The organism is Massilia agri, assembly GCF_024753255.1.
GTDB lineage: Bacteria > Pseudomonadota > Gammaproteobacteria > Burkholderiales > Burkholderiaceae_D > Telluria > Telluria agri.
This window is the reverse complement of the sequence record NZ_JANUHA010000023.1, coordinates 53,958-74,441: the sequence shown is the minus strand read 5'-3', so window position 1 is coordinate 74,441 and position 20,484 is coordinate 53,958. Positions and strand designations below refer to the sequence as shown.

The 20,484-nt window shown below is 65.6% G+C and carries 18 protein-coding genes; 10 read left to right on the top strand and 8 right to left on the bottom strand.

Translation table 11 applies throughout. The annotated features are described in order from the left end of the window. Window positions 1–101 precede the first annotated feature (101 nt). The 3 genes from lysS to prfB form a co-directional block, all read right to left on the bottom strand. Window positions 102–1,637 (bottom strand): lysine--tRNA ligase, encoded by a 1,536-nt coding sequence (lysS, locus tag NX780_RS22690; RefSeq protein WP_258830156.1) that lies wholly within the window; start codon window positions 1,635–1,637, stop codon window positions 102–104. Window positions 1,638–1,663: 26 nt separating this feature from the next. Next, window positions 1,664–2,326 carry an HAD family hydrolase gene (locus tag NX780_RS22685; protein ID WP_258830155.1) on the bottom strand — a complete coding sequence of 221 codons (663 nt, stop codon included), beginning with the start codon at window positions 2,324–2,326 and terminating at the stop codon, window positions 1,664–1,666. 3 nt (window positions 2,327–2,329) lie between these two features. Beyond that, a protein-coding gene (gene prfB / locus NX780_RS22680) for a peptide chain release factor 2 (protein ID WP_258830154.1) occupies window positions 2,330–3,434 on the bottom strand; the annotation gives its coding sequence in 2 pieces (ribosomal slippage) (window positions 2,330–3,352 and window positions 3,354–3,434; 1,104 coding nt in all). Window positions 3,435–3,578: 144 nt separating this feature from the next. Here prfB and NX780_RS22675 point away from each other — a divergent pair. Beyond that, on the top strand, window positions 3,579–5,591 hold the full coding sequence (locus NX780_RS22675) for a bifunctional 2',3'-cyclic-nucleotide 2'-phosphodiesterase/3'-nucleotidase (RefSeq protein ID WP_258830153.1): 2,013 nt from the start codon (window positions 3,579–3,581) through the stop codon (window positions 5,589–5,591). Next, on the top strand, window positions 5,588–5,977 hold the full coding sequence (locus NX780_RS22670; RefSeq protein WP_258830152.1) for a tetratricopeptide repeat protein: 390 nt from the start codon (window positions 5,588–5,590) through the stop codon (window positions 5,975–5,977). Before NX780_RS22675 ends, NX780_RS22670 begins: the two co-directional genes overlap by 4 nt. Window positions 5,978–5,981: 4 nt before the next feature. On the opposite strand, the gene NX780_RS22665 is transcribed toward NX780_RS22670, so the two are convergent. From NX780_RS22665 to NX780_RS22655, 3 genes are read right to left on the bottom strand one after another with little or no spacing between them, the layout of a single operon-like run. Further along, complete coding sequence (locus NX780_RS22665) at window positions 5,982–6,302, bottom strand: DUF2288 domain-containing protein (protein ID WP_258830151.1); 321 nt, start codon at window positions 6,300–6,302, stop codon at window positions 5,982–5,984. Between the two features lie 15 nt (window positions 6,303–6,317). Beyond that, complete coding sequence (locus NX780_RS22660) at window positions 6,318–7,001, bottom strand: RES family NAD+ phosphorylase (RefSeq protein ID WP_258830150.1); 684 nt, start codon at window positions 6,999–7,001, stop codon at window positions 6,318–6,320. A gap of 2 nt (window positions 7,002–7,003) precedes the next feature. Continuing rightward, a complete protein-coding gene (locus NX780_RS22655; RefSeq protein WP_258830149.1) occupies window positions 7,004–7,441 on the bottom strand; it encodes an MbcA/ParS/Xre antitoxin family protein in 438 nt (145 codons plus the stop codon). Between the two features lie 130 nt (window positions 7,442–7,571). On the opposite strand from NX780_RS22655, the gene NX780_RS22650 reads away from it, so the two are divergent. After that, window positions 7,572–8,042 (top strand): YybH family protein, encoded by a 471-nt coding sequence (locus NX780_RS22650; protein ID WP_258830148.1) that lies wholly within the window; start codon window positions 7,572–7,574, stop codon window positions 8,040–8,042. A gap of 116 nt (window positions 8,043–8,158) precedes the next feature. Continuing rightward, window positions 8,159–8,815, top strand: a complete 657-nt coding sequence (locus NX780_RS22645) for a DJ-1/PfpI family protein (protein ID WP_307733032.1) — start codon at window positions 8,159–8,161, stop codon at window positions 8,813–8,815. A 4-nt stretch (window positions 8,816–8,819) separates the two neighbouring features. Here the strand turns inward: NX780_RS22645 and recJ are convergent, their stop codons facing one another. Continuing rightward, window positions 8,820–10,469 carry a single-stranded-DNA-specific exonuclease RecJ gene (recJ, locus tag NX780_RS22640; protein WP_258830162.1) on the bottom strand — a complete coding sequence of 550 codons (1,650 nt, stop codon included), beginning with the start codon at window positions 10,467–10,469 and terminating at the stop codon, window positions 8,820–8,822. Window positions 10,470–10,519: 50 nt separating this feature from the next. Continuing rightward, entirely contained in the window at window positions 10,520–11,533 is a 1,014-nt protein-coding gene (locus tag NX780_RS22635) for a hypothetical protein (RefSeq protein WP_258830146.1), read from the bottom strand. Between the two features lie 122 nt (window positions 11,534–11,655). Between NX780_RS22635 and NX780_RS22630 the strand changes: the two genes are divergently transcribed. The 6 genes from NX780_RS22630 (at window position 11,656) to NX780_RS22605 (ending at window position 20,457) form a co-directional block, all read left to right on the top strand. Then, window positions 11,656–12,930 (top strand): lipoprotein-releasing ABC transporter permease subunit, encoded by a 1,275-nt coding sequence (locus NX780_RS22630; RefSeq protein ID WP_258830145.1) that lies wholly within the window; start codon window positions 11,656–11,658, stop codon window positions 12,928–12,930. Further along, the gene (locus NX780_RS22625) at window positions 12,927–14,192 is read left to right on the top strand and encodes a lipoprotein-releasing ABC transporter permease subunit (protein WP_258830144.1); all 1,266 of its coding nucleotides are present in this window, start codon (window positions 12,927–12,929) and stop codon (window positions 14,190–14,192) included. The genes NX780_RS22630 and NX780_RS22625 overlap by 4 nt, the downstream gene beginning before the upstream one ends. Beyond that, window positions 14,185–14,889, top strand: a complete 705-nt coding sequence (gene lolD, locus NX780_RS22620) for a lipoprotein-releasing ABC transporter ATP-binding protein LolD (RefSeq protein WP_370663641.1) — start codon at window positions 14,185–14,187, stop codon at window positions 14,887–14,889. The genes NX780_RS22625 and lolD overlap by 8 nt, the downstream gene beginning before the upstream one ends. Before the next feature lie 3 nt (window positions 14,890–14,892). Further along, window positions 14,893–15,696, top strand: coding sequence for a TatD family hydrolase (locus tag NX780_RS22615; RefSeq protein ID WP_258830143.1), 804 nt, complete (start codon window positions 14,893–14,895; stop codon window positions 15,694–15,696). Between the two features lie 178 nt (window positions 15,697–15,874). Beyond that, a complete protein-coding gene (locus NX780_RS22610; RefSeq protein WP_258830142.1) occupies window positions 15,875–18,691 on the top strand; it encodes a type VI secretion system Vgr family protein in 2,817 nt (938 codons plus the stop codon). Between the two features lie 26 nt (window positions 18,692–18,717). Continuing rightward, window positions 18,718–20,457, top strand: coding sequence for an alpha/beta hydrolase (locus NX780_RS22605; protein WP_258830141.1), 1,740 nt, complete (start codon window positions 18,718–18,720; stop codon window positions 20,455–20,457). Window positions 20,458–20,484 lie beyond the last annotated feature (27 nt).

The window sequence follows — 20,484 nt, the reverse complement described above, 5'->3', positions numbered from 1 at the left end:
GTGCGTGAACTGAGGCGTCGCGCTTATTCCGACACTGTTTGAACGCGCGGTCGGCGGAGCCGACCACCCTACAAAAAAAGCGGCCGAGGCCGCTTTTTCTATCAGTCTTCCTTGCGCAGGTGCGGGAACAGCAGCACGTCGCGGATGTTCGGCGAATCGGTGATCAGCATCATCAGGCGGTCGATGCCGATGCCGCAACCGCCGGCCGGCGGCATGCCGTATTCCAGCGCGCGGATGTAGTCGGCGTCGAAGTACATCGCTTCGTCGTCGCCGGCTTCTTTCGCCGCCACCTGGGACAGGAAGCGCGCGGCCTGGTCTTCCGGATCGTTCAGCTCCGAGAAGCCGTTGGCGATCTCGCGGCCGACCATGAAGAGCTCGAAGCGCTCGGTGATCCCTTCGCGCACGTCGGATGCGCGCGCCAGCGGCGAGACTTCGACCGGATAGTCGATGATGAAGGTCGGTTCCCACAGCAGGGCCTCGGCGGTCTCTTCGAAGAGGGCCAGCTGCAGCGCGCCCAGGCCGGCGTTGGCGAAGGGCTTGACGCCGAACTTCTTCAGCTCTTCCTTGATGAAATCGGCGCTAGCCAGCTGCTCCGGCGTGTAGCCCGGCGCATACTTGTCGATCGCTTCGACGATGGTCAGGCGCTGGAACGGCTTCGACAGGTCGAGTTCACGGCCGCCGTAGGTGAGCACCGCGCTGCCGTTCGAATCGATCGCGGCCTGGCGGATCACCTGTTCGGTGAAGTCCATGATCCACTTGTAGTCGGTGTAGGCCGCATAGAATTCCATCATCGTGAATTCCGGGTTGTGGCGGACCGACACGCCTTCGTTGCGGAAGTTGCGGTTGATTTCGAACACGCGGTCGAAGCCGCCGACCACCAGGCGCTTCAGGTAGAGTTCCGGCGCGATGCGCAGGTACATCTCCATGTCCAGCGCATTGTGGTGGGTGATGAAGGGCTTGGCCGCGGCGCCGCCCGGGATCGGGTGCAGCATCGGGGTCTCGACTTCCATGAAGCCGTTCTTTTCCATGAAGCGGCGCATCGACGACATCGCGGCGGTACGCGCCTTGAAGGTGCGGCGCGTCTCTTCGTTCATGATCAGGTCGACGTAGCGCTGGCGGTACTTGGTCTCCTGGTCGGCCAGGCCGTGGAACTTGTCCGGCAGCGGGCGCAGCGACTTGGCGACAAGGCGCAGCTTCGTCACCTTGACGGTCAGCTCGTCGGTCTTGGTCTTGAAGAGCGTGCCTTCGATGCCCAGGATGTCGCCCAGGTCATACGAACGCAGGGCTTCCATGGCTTCCTCGCCGGCGGAGTCGAGTGTGACGTAGATCTGGATGCGGCCCGATGCGGCGGGGCCCGAGCTGTCCTGCAGCGTGGCGAAGGCCGCCTTCTTGCCGGCTTCGCGGCGCAGCATCATGCGGCCGGCCATGACGACATTCACCGGCTCGGCTTCCAGCTCTTCGCGGGTCTTGCCGTTGTAGGTTTCGACCACGTCGGCCGCCTTGTCCTTGGGGACGAAGTCGTTCGGGAAGGGGTTGCCCTGCTGGCGCAGCGCGGCCAGCTTGGCGCGGCGCTCGGCCATGATCTTGTTTTCATCGAGCGCCACGACGGGCGACTGGTCTTGGTTTTCCGTAGTCATGATTGGATAGGCAGTTCTTATTTGGTTTAGCCGAACAGGAGCTCGGTCTTGAGTTCGGAGAAGTCGCGCACGATGGCGATGACGTTGTCGAAATCGGTAAACGCGTCACGCGGCAGGGTGGTTATCAGGACCACGCAGCGCATGCCGGCGCGGCGTGCCGCTTCCACGCCCAGTGGCGCGTCCTCGAACACGATGCAGTGCTCGGGCTGCACGCCGCAGCGCTCGGCCGCTTTCAGGAACACGTCCGGATGCGGTTTGCTGCGCGCCACGTCGGCGGCGCCGACCACCGCATCGAAATGCTTGCGCAGGTCGAGGCCATCGAGGGTGAACTCGATGTTGGCGGGCGGCGCGGCGGTGGCGACGGCGAGCTTCACGCCTTCAAGCCTGGCGCGCGTGACCAGCGCGTCGAAGCCGGCGACGGTCTTGCGGTGCGGCGCGTAGAGCTCGCGGTAGACCGATTCCTTCTCGTGGTTGAGCAGGCCCACTTCCTCGTCGCCCAGATGCTCGCCCAGGTAGGCGCGCATGATTTCGCCGCCCTGGCGGCCGGCCGTCGCGCGGAAGAATTCGTCAGCGTCGAGCGTCACGCCGCGGCGCGCGAAGAAAGCGAGCCACGAGTCGGTGTGGAAGGCCATGTTGTCGACGATGGTGCCGTCCATGTCGAACACGAAGGCCTGTTGTGGCATCGTCATCGCTTACACGCCCTGCTTGAGCGAGGCCGAGATGAAGTCGTCCAGGTCGCCGTCCAGCACGTTCTTGGTATTGCCGGTTTCAAAACCCGTGCGCAGGTCCTTGATGCGCGACTGGTCCAGCACGTAGGAACGGATCTGGTGGCCCCAGCCGACGTCGGTCTTGGAGTCTTCGAGCTTCTGCTGCTCGGCCATGCGCTTGCGCAGCTCGAGTTCGAACAGCTTGGCGCGCAGCATGTCCCAGGCCTCGGCCTTGTTGCGGTGCTGCGAGCGGTCGTTCTGGCACTGCACCACGATGCCCGAGGGAGCGTGCGTCAGGCGCACCGCGGAGTCGGTCTTGTTGATGTGCTGGCCGCCGGCGCCCGATGCGCGGTAGGTGTCGATGCGCACGTCGGCCGGGTTGATCTCGATCTCGAAGGATTCGTCGACTTCCGGATACACGAACAGCGAGGTGAACGAAGTGTGGCGACCGTTGGCCGAATCGAACGGCGACTTGCGCACCAGGCGGTGCACGCCGGTCTCGGTGCGCAGGTGGCCATAGGCGTATTCGCCGTCGACCTTGATGGTGGCGGTCTTGATGCCCGCGACCTCGCCCTCGGAGATTTCCATCACCTCGGCCTTGAAACCCTTGCGCTCGCAGTAGCGCAGGTACTGGCGCAGCAGCATCGAGGCCCAGTCCTGGGCTTCGGTACCGCCGGCGCCGGCCTGGATGTCGATGAAGCAGTTCGCATGGTCCATCGGATTGCTGAACATGCGGCGGAATTCCATCGCTTCGATGGTCTTCTGGATCTCTTCGGCGTCGGCGCCGATCGATTCCAGCGTGCCGTGGTCGCCTTCTTCCTTTGCCATCTCGAACAGGTCGGCGGCGTCCGTCAGGTCGGCGCGCGCTTTCTCGAGCACGAGCACGACGCCCTCGAGCGCCTTCTTTTCCTTGCCGAGGTCCTGGGCCCGCTTCTGGTCGTTCCAGACGGACGGGTCCTCGAGTTCCTGGTTGACCTGTTCTAGTTTCTCTGACTTGCGATCGAAGTCAAAGATACCTCCGAAGTTCGGCTTCACGGCTGGTCAGGTCGTTCAGCAGGGCGGAAATGGCATTGATGCGTTCAGCTTCCATGGTCTTGGCAGTCTTCTGAATAGGTTAAATCGAACCCTAGATTATACCCCAGGACGGCTATGGCCCGGCGCTGTCCTGCACATGGCTTGCCCGGCAGCATGCGGCTACCGTATCATCGCCCGGTTCTCTTAGCCGGCCACCGCCATGTACCACACCCTGCGTTATCAAATCTGCATCGCGCTGGCGCCAGCGCTGCTCAGCCTCCCCGTCCACGCCGCCAAGGCGCCGAAAGCGGGCACCACCGTCCAGCTGGCCGTGCTGGAGACCACCGACCTGCACGCGAACGTGGTCGGCTACGACTACTACAAGCTGGCGGCCGAGCCTTCGCACGGCCTGGACCGCACCGCGACGCTCATCCACCAGGCGCGCAAGGAATTCCCGAACACCTTCCTGGTCGACAATGGCGACACCATCCAGGGCAATGCGCTGGCCGACTACCAGGCGCTCGTGAAGCCGCTGGCTTGCGACCAGACCCTGGGCATCTACAAGGTCATGAACGCCCTGAAGTACGACGGCGCGGGGATCGGCAACCACGAGTTCAACTACGGCCTGGCCTTCCTCAACCAGGTGACGGGCAGCCGCTTCCGGGTAGCAGGCGTCGACCAGCCCAGGCGCTGCGCCGGCCCGGCCTTCCCCGTCGTGCTGGCCAACGTCTACAGCGCGAAGACGAAGAAGCCGCTGTTCAGCCCTTACGCGATCATCGACAAGCAGGTCAGCGCAGTGGGCGCGGACGGCAAGCCGGTCACCGCGCTCGTGCGCGTGGGCATCATCGGCTTCACGCCGCCGACCATCATGTCCTGGGACAAGCGCTACCTCGAGGGTCGCGTCTACACGGAAGGCGTGCGCGAGGCCGCACGGAAGTACGTGCCGGAGATGAAGAAGAAGGGCGCCGATCTCGTGATCGCCATCGCCCACGGCGGCCTGGATGCCAGCCCCTACTCGCCGTCGATGGAGAACGCGGGCTGGTACCTGGCGCAGGTGCCGGGCATCGATGCGATGCTGCTGGGGCATTCGCACCAGCTGTTCCCGAACCCGGCCAGCAAGGTCCCGCAGTTCGACCTGCCGGGTGTGAACAAGGCCAGGGGCTTCGTGCACGGCGTACCGACGGTGATGGCGAACCTGTGGGGCAAGCACCTGGGTGTGGTCAAGCTGCACCTCAAGCATGACGGCAAGCGCTGGACGGTCGAGAAGGACAAGACGCTTGTCGAGGCGCGCGCCGCGCAGACGGGTGACAAGGCCTTTGTCGACGCCGACCCCGCCGTGCTGGCGGCCGTGCGGGAAGAGCATGAAGCGACGATCCGCTACGTGAAGACGCCGGTGGGATCGACCGAGTTCCGCATGTCGAGCTACTTCGCCGACGTGGGCGACGTGTCGGCGATCGAGGTCGTAAACCAGGCCCAGGCCGACTACGTGGCGAAGTACGTCGCCGCCAACCTGCCGCAGTACAAGGACCTCCCGGTGCTGTCCGTGTCCGCGCCGTTCAAGAGCGGCGTGGCGGGTCCCGGCGACTACACCGACGTGAAGCCGGGCGACCTCGCGCTGAACAATGCGGCCGACCTCTACCTGTATCCGAACGCGCTGTACGCGGTGAAGGTGGATGGGGCCGGCCTGAAGGCCTGGCTGGAGAAGTCGGCCACCCGCTTCAATACCATCGACCCTTCGAAGAGCGAGCCGCAGCAGCTCGTCAACGGCGCGGTGCCGAGCTATAACTTCGACACCATCACCTCGCCGGACGTGGCCTACGAGATCGACGTCACCCGCGCGCCGGGCGATCGGATCCGCAGCTTGAGGTGGCGCGGCAAGCCGGTCGCGGCTGCGCAGGAATTCCTGGTCGCGACGAATAACTACCGCGCCAGCGGCGGCGGCAACTTCCCGGGCCTGGACGGCAGCCGCACCGTGATCGCGTCGCCGGACAACAACCGCGACATCCTGATCGCCTATGTGCGCGAGGCGAAGCGCCTGACGCGCGCTGCCAACGGATCGGCGCGCAGCTGGAAGTTCGCGCCCGTGAAGACGGCGGGGCAGGTGCTGTTCTCCTCAAGCCCGGGCATGGTGGCCCTCGCGCACGAGGCCGGCCTGCACAACGTGAGCCAGGTGGCGGCGGACGATGGCCGCGGCAAGGGCATTGCGCTGTACGCGATCGACCTGTCGAAATGAGGCGCGGCCTGATAGCGGCCCTGGCCGCGCTGATGCTGGCGCAGCCGGCCATGGCCCAGCATGGCGACGAAGGCGACATCGCCTACCGGCGCGGACTGGCCTACAAGAGCAGCGGCGACGGCGCGCTGGCGGCGCACTGGCTGGGCGTGGCGGCGTCGCGCGGCATGCCGGAGGCGATGTTCATGCTGGCGACGATGCTTCTCGAGGGTGATGGCGTCGCCCGCGACGAGGCGAAGGCGCGCACATGGCTGGAAGCGGCGGCCGAGCTGGATTATCCGGAAGCCTGGCAGCAGCTGGGCATGATGGAGCCGGATCCGCAGAGGGCCGCGCAATACATGCGCCGGGCGGCGCATGCCTTGACGCATCGGAGCGAAGCCAAGCGCTAGACGCTCAGTGAAGGGCCTTCTTTTCCGGCTGCACCAGCACGAAGGGACTTACCACCGAGGCCCACAGCGTCTCGTCCGACGCCGCCCAGGTCTGCGCCTGCACGTCGCTGACCTTGGCCACCGTTCCCGCGCTCATCCACTGCTTGATGCTCTCCTTGTCGTCGTGCGCGATGCGCAGGGCCACGTCGATCAGGTCCAGCTCTTCGCTCACCCAGATCACCGAGCCGCTCGCGAAATGGCGTTCGAGTTCGCTCCATTTGATGCGTCCGGTCTCGCGGTTGATCTTGTCGTGCAACTCCAGGTCTTTCTCGGGATTCGTCTTCATGTGTTCTACGTCGGGCTAAAGGATCTCGACCGCCGGTTGCGGCGAGCCCGCCCATGTTAAGCGATATGTCTGGGCCTTGCGTACATTGCCCACCAGTGCGGGACGGAAGCAGGCGAGGTTGGTGCCGCCGGGGTGGCGCACGCTGGGGTAGATGATGCCCATCGAGCCGGCTTCCAGCAGCTCGGCGGCCAGGGCCTGCGAAGCGATGTAGCTGTCCGGATCGAGGCAGGACTTGAAGGCCTCCAGGCCGCGCAGGTCGTGGAAGCCTGCGTTGAAGTCGGCCAGCAGGGACTGGTAGGTCACGCTGTCGTCGAAGCGGTTGATCTCGACGTATTCCACGGTCTTGTGGAAGATGACTTCGGCCAGCGCGGTATCCGGCGCGAAGGCGCAGTACCAGGCGCCGCGCTCGCCGTCGTTGAAGCGGCTGCCCTCGGGGCGGGCATAGGTGTAGGCCGCATTGATGATGCGGAAGTTCTGCACGCCGAACACGAGTTCGTCCATGCCGATCCCGGGCAGGAGGCCGGATTCTCCGCGCAGCCTTTCGTTGGTGGCGTTGTCCAGGTCGAACAGGTCGCGCAGCACCGTGTCGTTCTCCGCCAGCGGCGCGAGCACCGAATCCTCGAGATCGGCGAAACGCGAGGGAATCAGGCGGCAGGTGTCGTACTGGCGCAGCGGGGTAATTTTGTGCAGCACCGGCAAGATCAGAGACCTCCACGGCGCGCGTCGAGCAGCTTGCGCACCGTCTGCATGGCGATCAGGCCGCCGGCCAGCATGTAGGCGAGCGGCGTACGGCCGGCGAAAATGGGATTGGTGTTGGGCAGGTGTACCCATTCGTCGGCGAGCTTGTCGCCGTACAGGATGTGCAGGGCCTTGTAGATGCCGAGCAGGTAGGAAATGCGGGTGATGCGGTCGACTTCGAGCACCCGGTCAGGGTTCTTCTTCCAGTCGTAATAGGACGAGGACGAGAGGCCGCCCAGCAGTTCGCGCGCATCGTCGTCGCGCACGCTCCAGGCGGCGGCCAGCTTGAAGAAGCCCATCAGGGCGGAACGGGACAGGCGCTCGCGCTCGGCCCGGGAATTCAGGTCGATCAGCACTGCCGGTTCGAAGCGGCTCTTGGGGTAGGAGTAGGCTAGACTCATGGTATCCTCCGATGTTGGAGTCGTTATACTCCAATTTCGGATCGATTGCAACTACTGGTTGTAAAGCGCGCGGTCACATGACAGAATCGCGAACCTTGCTAAATGGAAAAGTTTAGGAAAGGGTTCACCGATGCGCCTGCGTTCGCTGTCTCTTCTTGCCGCCTGCCTGATGCTCGCCGCCGCGGCTGCGAGTTTTCCAACAAGCGCGCGCGATTCCAATCCTGACCTCAGGAAGCAGGTCATGGATGCCGAGCGGGCCTTCGCCGCCACCATGAAAGCCCGTGATTTCGAGGCGTTCACCCGTTTCCTCGCCGACGAGGCGATCTTCTTTTCTCCCCACGGCAATCTACGCGGCAAGCAGGCCATCGCCAGGGGCTGGCGTCCCTACTACGACAAGCCGCAGGCGCCGTTCTCGTGGGAGCCGGAAGAGGTCGAGGTCCTGGAATCCGGCACGCTGGCCTATAGCGGCGGACCGATCTATGACCCGTCCGGCCGCAAGATCGGCCGTTTCAATTCGATCTGGCGCCTGGAAGCGCCGGGGCAATGGAAGGTCGTGTTCGACCGCGGATCGGATTTCGTTCCGCCGCCACCGAAGAAGTAGGGTTCGATTGGCAGGAATTCATCGATCGATGACGTTTCTGCCAAATGATGGCCTCCTAGAATGGTGTCTTCACCATTTGCAAGGAGACTGACGTGAGCACGACCATCCAGATCGGCATGCTGCTGTTCCCGAACGTGACCCAGCTGGACCTGACGGGCCCGACCCAGGTCCTGAGCCGGGTCCCCGGCGCCCGTGTCCACCTCGCCTGGAAGGATGCGGCGCCCGTCATGACCGACGCCGGCTTCGCGATCTGCCCGACGACGTCCTTTGCCGACTGCCCGCAGTTCGATGTGCTGTGCGTGCCGGGCGGCTTTGGCATCCGGGATCTGTTGGAAGACGAGGAAACGCTGGGCTTCCTGCGCCGGCAGGGCGCGGGGGCGCGCTGGGTCGCCTCGGTGTGCAACGGTTCGCTGGTGCTGGGTGCGGCCGGCCTCTTGCAGGGCTATCGCTCCGCCTGCCACTGGCGCTGGCGCCGCTACCTGCCGGCTTTCGGCGCGATTCCCGTGCATGATCGCATCGTGCGCGACCGCAACCGCATTTCGGGAGGCGGCGTGACGGCCGGGATCGATTTCGCCTTCGCGCTGGCCGCCGAGCTGGCCGGAGAAGAGGCGGCGAAGCTGATCCAGCTGGCGCTGGAATACGATCCGCATCCACCTTTCGACTGCGGCACGCCGGACAGCGCAGGCCCTGAACGCGTCGCGCGCTACGAGGATGCGATCGCCGCGCGCATGCCGGCGGCGGAGGCGATCATCGCGCGCGCAGCCCTGGTGTAGCCGATCAGGCCGGCTCGGCGTGCTCCACCAGCAGCTGCACCTTGGTCACGCCGTTGTACTCGTTGGCATCCAGGCGGAAGGCCACGCGGGCCCGCTCGGGAAGGCTGTCGGTGTGTCCGAACCAGATCGCGTCGTAACGGCGGCCATTGCGTTCCAGCAGCAGCTTGAGGTGGCGTTCCTTCAGGATGCGCTGGCTCACCACGCGGAATTCGTCGCAGAACACGGGCGGCGCGAAGCCCTGGCCCCAGACCTGCGCATCCATCTGCTCGATGAAGTGGGTCGAGTAGAACTCGTCTTCCAGCGGCCCGTCGGTTTCGATGATGCGTTCGAGCTGGGCCTCGGTCAGCCAGGCGCGCCCGACCGCCTCGAAAGCCTGCTGGAAGCTGTCGAAATGCTCGCCCCGGATGGTCAGCCCGGCCGCCATCGCGTGGCCGCCGAACTTGTCGATCAGGCCCGGCACCCGCTTGGACACCAGGTCGAGCGCGTCGCGCAGGTGGAAGCCCGGGATCGAGCGGCCCGAACCCTTGATCCAGCCGTCACTGGAGGGTGCGAAGGTGATCGTGGGCCGGTAGAACTTCTCCTTCAGGCGCGAGGCGACGATGCCGATCACGCCCTGGTGCCAGCCTTCGTCGAACACGCTGATCGTGCTCGCGCCCGAAGGCTCGAAGCTGTCCAGGTGCAGCAGGGCGGTGTCCTGCATCTCGGCTTCGATCTCGCGGCGCTTCAGGTTGATCTCGTTGAGCTGCTGGGCGATCGCCCAGGCGCGGCCGACGTCGTCCGTCACCAGGCACTCGATCCCGAGCGACATGTCTTCCAGCCGGCCGGCGGCGTTCAGGCGCGGACCGAGCGCGAAGCCGAGATCGAAGGGCGAGGCGCAGCGCGCTTCCCGGCCCGCCACGCGGAACAGGGCGGCCACGCCCGGATGCATGCGGCCCGCGCGCATGCGCTTGAGGCCTTGCGCCACCAGGATGCGGTTGTTGGCGTCCAGGCGCACCACGTCGGCCACGGTGCCGAGCGCCACCAGGTCGAGCAGGCTGTCGAGCTTGGGTTGGGTTGCCGCATCGAACATGCCGCGCCGGCGCAGCTCCGCGCGCAGCGCCAGCAGCACGTAGAATACGACGCCGACGCCGGCCAGGTGCTTGCTGGGAAAGCCGCACTCGGGCTGGTTCGGGTTGACGATCACGCGCGCCGGCGGCAGGGCGTCGCCCGGCAGGTGGTGGTCGGTGACGACGACTTCGATGCCGCGCCGGTTCGCTTCCAGCACGCCGTCGATGCTGGCGATGCCGTTGTCGACGGTGATGATGATGTCGGGCGACTTTTCGCGCGCCGTCAGTTCGACGATCTCGGGCGTGAGGCCATAGCCGTACTCGAACCGGTTCGGTACGATGTAGTCGACATTGGCGCCCATCATGCGCAGGCCGCGTAGCGCCGTGGCGCAGGCGGTGGCGCCGTCGCAATCGTAGTCGGCGACGATGGTCATGCGCTTGTTGGCGGCGATGGCGTCGGCCAGGAACACGGCTGCCGCCTCGATGTGGCGCAGGGCGCCGGGCGGCACCAGGGCGGCCAGCTCGCTGGACAGTTCGCGTGGGTCGGACAGGCCGCGCGCCGCGTAGATGCGCGCGAGCACAGGGTGCACCCCGCCCTGGCGCAGCATTTCGGAGGTGCGCCAGGGGCAGGGACGGGTGGCGATGCGGGTCGTGATACTCAAGTCAGTGCTTCCAGGGTCGGCCGGCGCCAGAATTTGCGCTGGGCCATGGCGGTCGTGGTGAATTCGGCAAGGCCTTCGCGGCTGCTGGCGACGATCCGCAGGGTCTTGATCCGGCCCTGCGTCAGGGCGGCGTGCAGCGGTGCGAACAGTTCGGATTCGAGCTGCTGCGCCTGCATGAGCCAGCTGCCCCAGTCGGCCGCGATGGCCGATTCGGCCAGGCTGCCCACATACAGCAGCGCATCCTGGCCCGCCAGCGAGTCGAGCTTGCCGAACCCCTCCCATATATGGTCGGACAGGCCGGAAATCCAGCCCGGTGCGGCGATGCTCGCGAGCTGCCGGCTGCTGCGCGCGCCGCCCTTGCTGCCGCCCCAGAGCCAGAAGCTGTTGACGCTCGGCTGGCGCCTCGCCTCGCGGGCCGCGTTCACAGGATGCGCGTGCCAGGCCATCTGCACCTCGTTCTGCAGCTTGCGCCAGGCCAGCGCCTCACGTCCGCGCGGGACGAAGTCGGTCAGGTCCATGCCGACCACGGTGTCCGGGGTGGCGGGATCGATGCCGGTCCATGCGTCGGCGCGCAGGAACCAGGTGCCGGCGTCGCCGTAGAGCAAGGGGTGGCCGATCTCCTCGCACAGGAGACGCGCCGCATCGAACAGGGCGCGGCCTTCGGCGTCGAGCAGGCCCAGCTGGCGCAGGTCGCCCAGCATGGAGTGGCTGCGCGCGATCTGCACGTGGGCGGGGTTGACGATGAACCAGGTGCCATCAAGCGGATCGAGCCCGAAGCCGCGCATGGCGGCGGCCGCGAAGGCCGGATGCCCTTCCTTCGACAGGCCCAGTTCGCGCGCGAGCCAGCTTTCGTGGGGCAGGGCACTGACGGCCTGTTCGGCCGTGCGCGCCTGGCCGCTGGTGCGGCTGAGCAGGGCGGACAGGGCCGGGGCCTGCAGGGCCCGCACGAGGTCGGGTGCGAATTGGGGAAGCGGGAGCAGGAAGGGGACGACGAGCGTAATCTGGGACATGGGCGCTATTTTAGGGCACAACGGCCCGGCCCACACGCTTGGCAACGCTTTTTCCGGCACGATCGGCCGATGTCTGGCAAACTGTCGGGTTGGCAAACCAATAAGACAACCTGACCGGATTTATGAGCATCACCCACCAGCTGCCCTATGAGTGGCAAGTCGGCCTGCGCTACACGCGCGCCGGCAAGCGCAGCGGCCGCAACAGTTTCATTTCCTTCATCTCGATGGCCTCGGTGGCCGGCATCGCACTGGGCGTGGCCGCCCTGATCGTGGTGCTGTCGGTGATGAACGGCTTCGAGAAGGAAGTCACGGCGCGCATGCTGTCGGTGCTGGCCCACGTGGAAATCTTCGACGCCCGGGGCGAGATGCCGGGCTGGCGCGCGACTGCGCAGCAGGCTCTGCGCCACCCCGAGGTACGTGCCAGCGCGCCTTTCGTCGACACCCAGGCCATGCTGATCAGCGACGGCGTGATGAAGCCGGTGGTGGTGCGCGGCGTCATTCCCGCACAGGAGAGCACCGTGTCGGAAGTGGCCACCCATATGCGCGAAGGCCGCTTCGACACGCTGCAGCCGGGGTCCTTCAACATCGTCATCGGGCGTGCGCTGGCCACCGCGCTCGACGTGGGCGTGGGCGACCGCATCACCATGCTCATGGCGGCCGGCAGCCCGGACCAGGCCGCCGCCCCGGGCGCCGTGCCGCGCACCCGTCCCTTGACGGTGTCCGGCATTTTCGAGGCCGGCCACTTCGAATTCGATTCCGGGCTTGCCTTTGCCAGCCTCGCGGATACCGAGCAGCTGGCCGGCGTGAACGCCCCTGGCGGCCTGCGCCTGAAGCTGGCCGACATGGAAGCCGCGCCGAGGGTCGCGGCCACGCTGCAAGCCAGCCTGCCCGGTGAGCTCTATGTGCGCGACTGGTCGAAGGTGAACCCGGTGTGGTTCGCGGCCGTGCAGTCGCAGAAACGCATGATGTTCATCATCCTGACCATGATCGTCGCGGTGGCCGCCTTCAACCTGGTCTCGACCCTGGTCATGTCGGTGCGCGACAAGCAGGCCGACATCGCCATCCTGCGCACCATCGGCGCTTCGCCGCGCTCGGTCATGACGATCTTCATGGTGCAGGGCACCCTGGTCGGCCTGCTCGGCGCGGCGCTTGGCGTGGGCCTGGGCGTGCTGGTGGCCATGAACATCCACGTGATCGTGCCCTTCATCGAAGAGATGTTCAAGGTGAAGTTCCTGTCGCAGGAGATCTACCTGATCAGCGAGATACCCTCGCAGCTGCGCTGGGACGACGTCGGCTGGATCGGCGCCGTCGCCGTGCTGCTGGCCTTCCTGGCGACCCTGTATCCGAGCTGGTCGGCCTCGCGCGTGAAACCGGCCGAAGCGCTGAGGTACGAATGAAACTGACCGAGAATCTCCCTTTTGAATGGATGGTCGGCCTGCGCTACACGCGCGCCGGCAAGCGCAGCGGCCGCAACAGCTTCATCTCCTTCATCTCCCTGATTTCCGTCGCCGGCATCGCGCTCGGCGTGGCCGCCCTGATCATCGTGCTGTCGGTGATGAACGGCTTCCAGAAGGACGTGACCGACCGCATGCTGTCGGTGCTGGCCCATATCGAGGTGTTCGACAAGAGCGGCAGCATGGCGGACTGGCGCGCCGCGGCGACGGAAGCAGCGCGCAACCCGCAAGTGCGCGGCGCCGCGCCCTTCGTCGAGACCCAGGGCCTGCTCGTGAATGGCGGCGCGATGCGTCCCTCCGTCATCCGCGGCATCCTCCCTGGCGAGGAGGGCAAGGTGTCCCAGGTGGCCAGCCAGGTGCGTGCGGGCAGTCTCGCGGCCCTGCAGCCGGGGGCGTACAACATCGTGCTGGGACAGTCGCTGGCGCGCTCGCTGGACGTGGGCATCGGCAGCAAGATCACCATGATGCTGGCCCAGGGGCAGGTCACGCCCGCGGGCCTGCTGCCGCGCAGCCGCAGCTTCACGGTGGCCGGCATCTTCGAGGCGGGTGATCCGAAACTCGATGGCGCGCTGTCCTTCATCCACATCGAGGACGCGCAGCGCATGGAGCGTTTGCCGGCGCCGATGGGCCTGCGCCTGCGCGTGCTTGAAGTGCGCGATGCGCCCGTGGTGGCGCAGGAGCTGGCAAAGACCATGTCGGGCGACCTGGAAATGCGCGACTGGTCCAAGCTGAACGCCACCTGGTTCGCCGCCGTACAGACCGAGAAGAAAGTCATGTTCATCGTGCTCACCCTGATCATCGCAGTGGCGGCCTTCAACCTGGTCTCGACCCTGGTCATGACGGTGACCGACAAGCAGGCCGACATCGCCATCCTGCGCACCCTGGGCGCTTCCCCGCGCTCGATCCAGAAGATCTTCATGGTGCAGGGCGCGCTGGTGGGCGTCCTCGGCACCGCGCTTGGCGTGGGCGGGGGCGTGCTGGTGGCCCTGAACATCGACGTCATCGTACCGTTTATCGAAAACCTGTTGGGAGTGCAGTTCTTGTCGAAAGATATCTACCTGATCAGCGCCATCCCGTCCGACCTGCGCTGGCCGGACGTGTTGAGAATCGGCGGCCTGTCCGTGCTGCTGGCCTTCGTGGCGACCCTCTACCCGAGCTGGTCGGCCTCGCGCGTGAAACCTGCGGAGGCGCTGCGCTATGAATAAGCCGATGAACGACCAGGCGCCGGTGCTGGCCTGCCGCGGCCTGGGCAAGACCTTCAAGCAGGGCGACTACGGCGTCCAGGTGCTGGACAAGATCGACTTCGCCATCTACCGCGGCGAGCGCGTCGCCATCGTCGGCGCCTCCGGTTCCGGCAAGTCGACCCTGCTGCACCTGCTGGGCGGGCTCGATACGCCGTCGACGGGATCGGTGACGCTGCTGGGCGAGGATTTCGCGACCCTGTCCGAAACCCGGCGCGGCGAGCTGCGCAATTCTTCGCTCGGCTTCGTCTACCAATTCCACCACCTGCTGCCGGAATTCTCGGCGCTGGACAACGTCATGATGCCGCTGATGATCCGGCGCGAGAAACGCGATGCCGCACTGCAGAAGGCGGAAGCGATCCTGGCGCGTGTCGGCCTGGGCAAGCGCGTGGTGCACCGTCCCGGCGAGCTGTCCGGCGGCGAACGACAGCGTGTGGCCCTGGCGCGCGCCCTGGTGACCCAGCCGGCCTGCGTGCTGGCCGACGAACCGACCGGTAACCTCGACCACAGCACCGCGCAATCGATCTTCGACCTGATGCTGGAACTCTCGCGCACCCTCGGCACGGCGTTCGTGATCGTCACCCACGACATGGAGCTGGCGCAACGCTGCGACCGCGTGTTCCGCCTGACCGAGCACGGTCTGCAGGCGGTGGAGGCGTAAGCGATGTGGATCGACACCCACTGCCACCTGGACGCCCACGAATTCGGCGCCGAGTCGCTCGCCGTGGCGCGCCAGGGGCTTGATGCCGGGGTGTCGATGATCGTCGCGATGGCGGTCGAACGCGGCAATTTTGCCGCCGTGGCTGCCCTGGCCGCCGACGCGCCGAACGTGAGCTACGCGCTCGGCATCCACCCGATCTGCATCCCGCAGGCCCGCGACGAAGACCTCGAGGTGCTGCGGGCCGCGGCCGAAGCGGCCCTTGGCGACCCGAACTTCGTCGGCATCGGCGAGATCGGCCTGGATTTCTTCATTCCGCTCCTGTGCGAGCCGGACATGCGGGCCAAGCAGGAGCGGTTCTTTCGCGAGCAGCTGCGCATCGCCCGCGACCTCGACCTGCCCGTGATGACCCACGTGCGGCGCTCCCAGGACCAGGTGCTGAAGCACCTGCGCCAGATCCGCCCGCCGGCCGGCATCGCCCACGCCTTCAACGGCAGCTTCCAGCAGGCGAAAACCTTCATCGACCTCGGGCTGCACCTGGGCTTCGGCGGCGCCATGACCTTCACCCGCGCGCTGCAGATCCGGCGCCTGGCAACCGAGCTGCCGCTCGACGCCATCGTGCTGGAGACCGATTCGCCGGACATCGCGCCGAGCTGGATCCACCCGGGGCGCAACACGCCGGACCAGCTGCCGCGCATTGGCGCCGCCTTGGCCGAACTGCGTGGCATGGGCGTCGACGAGGTGCGGGAAGCCGTCCACCGCAACACGCTGGCGGCCATTCCGCGCCTGGCCGCCTACCCCGTTTCTTAGTAGCTTACTACTAAAACTTCCAGGCTTCCCCAGTGTCTGCCCGCGCACGACCGTGGCGCGCTCGTGAAAGTTCATTTCCGGCATTGTGACAGGCCAATGCTTCGCCTCAACCATTCTGCCAATATGCATTCTTCGCTGCACCCGCAGCCACGAGCAACCATGCAAGAGGGAGAAGGACTTGGACAGCGCGAGCGAATTCCTGCGGATGCTACGGCACGAGAAGTCGCTGACGACAGCCCACCGGCCGATCCGGTTGCGCCTCGCCCATGCCGACCACCTGGCCGACGAGCTGCTGCTGCCGCAGCGGGTGCAGGGGCAGGAATCCGTCTGCGGGGGCTTCGAGTACCTGATCACCTGCGTGGCCGACACGCCGCGCCTGCCGCTCAAGGAACTCATCGCGCTGCCGGCCGAACTGCAGATGGTGACCGACCGCGGCCAGTTGCGCAGCATCTGCGGCATCGTCGCCGAAGCGCGCGCCGGTGACCACGATGGCGGCCTGGCCGTCTACCAGCTGGTGCTGCGCGACGCCCTGGCCGTGATGGAAAAACGCGTCAACAGCCGGGTATTCCGTTACCAGAGCGAACTCGAGATCGTGCAGGTGCTGTTCGACGAATGGCGCCAGTCGAACAGCGTCATGGCCAGCGCCTTCGACTACGAGCTCGATCCGCTGTTCGACATGCGCCAGTATCCGCCGCGCGAACAGACCATGCAGTACAACGAATCCGACGCCGCTTTCGTGCGGCGGCTGCTCAAGCGGCGCGGCATCGCCTGGACCTTCCGCCCGGGACGCGCCCGCGCCAGCGTCGCCACCGGTGAACCCGAGGCGGACGACACCCCGGTCCACACCCTGGTGCTGTTCTCCGACCCGGCCTCGCTGCCGCGCAGCGCCGCAGGCAGCGTGCGCTACCACCGCGACGACGCCACCCTGGAACGCGATACCGTCGTCTCCTGGTGCGCCGCACGCCGCCTGCAGCCGGGCTCGATCACCCGCCACAGCTGGGACTACCGCAATCCCCTGGGCGTGCAGTTCATGACGACCACGGCCCGCAGCATGGCCGATCAGGGCCGCAGCGGCAACGCACTGGCGGCCAGCCTCGACGACTACCTGGTCGAGATGCCCCATGCCGGTAACGACGTCGAAGACCACTGGCGTCTCGGCCAGGTGCGCATGAACCGCCACGAGTTCGACACCAAGTGCTTCCATGGCGAAGGCAGCGTGCGCGACCTGTGCGCGGGCGAATACTTCACTTTGTCCGGCCACCCCGAGATCGACACCCACCCGGAAGCGGAGCGCGATTTCGTCGTCACGGCCGTGTGGATGGAAGCCGAGAACAACCTGCCGACTGAACTGTCGGCCCGCGTGCGGCGCCTGCTGGGGCACTTCAGTCCGGAACGCGCCATGCTGGCGCCCAACGAGCACCCCGTGGGTGGCGACGGCGTGCGTGTGCGGATGCGCTTTGACTGCGTGCGCCGCGGCATCCCGCTGGCACCAAGCTTCGACCCTCGCTTCGACCTGCCGCATCCGCAGCTGCAAAGCGCCATCGTGGTGGGCCCACCGGGCGAGGAAGTGCATTGCGACGCACTGGGCCGGGTGAAGATCCGTTTCCCGGGTATGCGTTCGGGCGACCACAAGCATGCGCACGGCGCCGGCGCTTCGGACACGCCCGCCGATTCCGCCTGGGTACGCGTGGCCTCGAACTGGGCCGGCAACGGCCCCGGCGCCAACCAGCAGTGCGGCACGCTGTCGCTGCCGCGTGTGGGCAGCGAAGTGCTGGTTGCCTTCCTGGGAGGCGACCCTGACCGGCCTGTGATCCTCTCGCAAGTCTTCAACCAGCGGGGCGAACCGCCCGCACTGGGCCTGCACGGCATGGACGCCGCCGGCGGTGGCCTGCCGGGCAACCGCTACCTGTCCGGCACCCGCACCCGCGAGATCGGCAGCCAGCGCGGCAACCAGCTGCGCTTCGACGATACACGCGGTGAAATCAGCGCCCAGCTGGCGAGCGACCATGGCGCCTCTCAGCTGAACCTCGGCTGGCTGACGCAACCGAAGGCGAATGGCGCGGCCGCGCCACGCGGGGAGGGCGCGGAACTGCGCAGCGACCGCAGTGTGGCGATACGCGGCAAGGAAGGGGTGTTGTTGACCGCCGAGGCGGCATCCGATGGCGCCGGATCGCACCTGGCGCGCGCAGGACTGCTCGGCCTGGCGGAACTGATGCAGAGCATCGCGGACGAGGTGAGCAAGCTGGCCGAGCAGCATACGGGCGACGAGGAAAGCACCCGCCAGCTCGGCGAGCTCACGCAGAAACTCAAATCCTGGGAGCATGGTTCGAACATCGCGCCGGACGCGCAAGGGGCCGAAGCCATCGTTGCCGTGACTGCGCCGGCAGGCATCGTGATGGCCAGCCAGGAAAGCGTCTCGGTCGGTTCCCAAAGCCAGCTGGACCTGGTCAGCGGGGCCGACGTGCGCGCCTCAAGTGGCCGCAATATCTTCCTGCGCGCGGCGCGCGGCATCAGTGCGTTCGCCCAGGCGCTGGGCATCAAGGTAGTCGCCGGCCGCGGCGACATCACGGTGGAGACCCACCAGGGCGCGGTCAAGATCAAGTCGTCCGGCCGCATCAGCCTGATCGCCGGCGAGGCGATCCACCTGGAAGCGCCCGCCGTGCGCATCGTCTCGCAGGGCGCGCAGACGGACTGGGTGAACGGGAAGATCACCGAGCAAAGCACGGGCGAGCATCTCATCAAGGCGGCCTCACACCTGCGTTCCGGACCGGGTGGGGGCGACCCGACCAAACTCGATTTTGCTGAAACCAAGCTGCGCAGCGACGAACGCCTCGTCCTGCGCCACCTGCAAACGCGCGAACCGATACCCCACCAACGTTACATCGCCCACCTGGACGACGGCAGGACCATCGCAGGGGAAAGCGACGAGCTCGGACGTACCTCCCTGATCCAGAGCGACGCCCTGGGTCCGGTGCGCTTCGAGCTTCTTCCTTAATTGTCGATCCTCTGGCCGGAGCCGTCATGGGTGAGTCCACCAGACCACTGCCGCCCCTGATTCCCCTGAAAAATGGCGGATGGGAAGTTAATTCCTTTCTATCGTCCGCGGAATATACGATCCGTGGGATGGGCCTTGTCCCTCCGAATCATATTGTTCCTGTCATTGTCGTACCGGGCATCATGGGAACAAATCTCAGGGCTAAACGCGCGCCGCGCCTGGGCAGGATTGCCGACGAAAGAAATCAGGCGGCCAAACCCGGGGCGCCGGTATGGCGTCCGCCGAATGGCGTGCAGGACGGACTGTATGCATCATTCGCATGGGGTAACGTGGATGCGTCATTCCGCCAAAAACTCTTTGATCCTGCCACCCTCGAGGTCGACGATGCAGGACCGATCCTCCTGCCGTCGTCCGATGACGGGTATGTCTTGAACGAGCAGGATGTCCGCAAACGCGGCTGGGGCGAAGTTCACGCGGACTCGTACGGACCGTTGCTGTACGCGCTGCAAAAGCGGCTGAATCAAACGTTTGAGTTCGATGAGCAAAGCAAAAAGCCTTCCGTCAGACAGCATTGGAAGGACGTGATCGCCTGTGATCCGAAGCGATGGGGGCTGCGCGAATTCTCGCCACTTACTGAATCAGATCTCAAGAAACACGCCAAGCACTACTTCCCGGTCTATTCGGTAGGGTACTGCTGGCTTCACGACTGTGAGGTGTCATCACGATTGCTCGAGCAGAAAGTCCTTGCGATTATCGAATCCTGGCGAACAGCGAACCGGCGTTGCGACAAAGTTATTCTCGTGACACATTCGATGGGCGGGCTGGTTGCAAGAGCATGCGCCAGACGTATTCCAAACCAGATCGCCGGCGTGATTCATGGTGTGATGCCAGCCCTCGGGGCGCCGGTTGCCTATCGGCGTATCGCGTGCGGCACGGAGACACGAAGCCCGAGCAATAGCCCCGGCGCGAACATTGAAGCGTCGAGGCTCGCTCAGATTATGGGAGAAACAGCTCAGAAGACAACGCCCGTGCTGGCGATTTCCCCTGGCGCGCTTGAAATGCTACCGAATCATCTTTACCCGCAACCTTGGCTACATGTCAGAGTCATGAAGTCCGTGGGAGCTGCACGGCCTGCGGGATACGGTACGCGAGATGATCGTGTTCGACAAACAGAGACGCCAGTTGACTATCTCCACCTGCCCAATGTGCGTGCGCCGAATCCATATGACCTCTACCGAGACTTTAAATCGTGGTTTCGGCTGATCGATCCTGACCTCGCGGATCCCAGCGGTAAGTTTCGTACCATTCCAGGTGGGATCGAGAAGGCAGTCAGGTCGGCTATCACAAGTGCCGAGAGCTTCCATCGTGAACTAGGCAATTACTACCATCCGAACACCTATGCTTTCTATGGGGACGACCACAGCAAGCTTTCATATGGCCAGGTTCGATGGGTAGCCCCCCAGGGCACGGGAGCTCCGGGGGCGCTTACACCAGGAAACCTTGCGGCAGCAAAATTCCTTGGATACACCAAAGGTGGACATAGGCGCATCCTTGTCGAAGAACAAGCAGAACTGCATTTCTCAGTAGACGCCCAGGATGCGCGGGGCGACGGGACTGTGTCATATCAATCCGGTGGTGGCCCAGCTGGAAAGGTCAAGCAATTGTTTGCGACACAGGGCTACGAACATCAGGAATCGTACAAGGATGAGGACATGCTCATGCTGACGCTACGCCTGATTGTGAAGATCGTCCAGGAGATCTCGTGAAGCTTTGGGCGCGAAGCAGGCTGGCCA

Coding starts and splice junctions, on each gene's coding strand:
- lysS (WP_258830156.1), bottom strand. CDS start 1,637: ATGACTACGGAAAACCAAGACCAGTCGCCCGTCGTGGCGCTCGATGAA.
- NX780_RS22685 (WP_258830155.1), bottom strand. CDS start 2,326: ATGACGATGCCACAACAGGCCTTCGTGTTCGACATGGACGGCACCATC.
- NX780_RS22675 (WP_258830153.1), top strand. CDS start 3,579: ATGTACCACACCCTGCGTTATCAAATCTGCATCGCGCTGGCGCCAGCG.
- NX780_RS22670 (WP_258830152.1), top strand. CDS start 5,588: ATGAGGCGCGGCCTGATAGCGGCCCTGGCCGCGCTGATGCTGGCGCAG.
- NX780_RS22665 (WP_258830151.1), bottom strand. CDS start 6,302: ATGAAGACGAATCCCGAGAAAGACCTGGAGTTGCACGACAAGATCAAC.
- NX780_RS22655 (WP_258830149.1), bottom strand. CDS start 7,441: ATGAGTCTAGCCTACTCCTACCCCAAGAGCCGCTTCGAACCGGCAGTG.
- NX780_RS22650 (WP_258830148.1), top strand. CDS start 7,572: ATGCGCCTGCGTTCGCTGTCTCTTCTTGCCGCCTGCCTGATGCTCGCC.
- NX780_RS22645 (WP_307733032.1), top strand. CDS start 8,159: ATGCTGCTGTTCCCGAACGTGACCCAGCTGGACCTGACGGGCCCGACC.
- recJ (WP_258830162.1), bottom strand. CDS start 10,469: ATGCTGCGCCAGGGCGGGGTGCACCCTGTGCTCGCGCGCATCTACGCG.
- NX780_RS22635 (WP_258830146.1), bottom strand. CDS start 11,533: ATGTCCCAGATTACGCTCGTCGTCCCCTTCCTGCTCCCGCTTCCCCAA.
- NX780_RS22630 (WP_258830145.1), top strand. CDS start 11,656: ATGAGCATCACCCACCAGCTGCCCTATGAGTGGCAAGTCGGCCTGCGC.
- NX780_RS22625 (WP_258830144.1), top strand. CDS start 12,927: ATGAAACTGACCGAGAATCTCCCTTTTGAATGGATGGTCGGCCTGCGC.
- lolD (WP_370663641.1), top strand. CDS start 14,185: ATGAATAAGCCGATGAACGACCAGGCGCCGGTGCTGGCCTGCCGCGGC.
- NX780_RS22615 (WP_258830143.1), top strand. CDS start 14,893: ATGTGGATCGACACCCACTGCCACCTGGACGCCCACGAATTCGGCGCC.
- NX780_RS22605 (WP_258830141.1), top strand. CDS start 18,718: ATGGGTGAGTCCACCAGACCACTGCCGCCCCTGATTCCCCTGAAAAAT.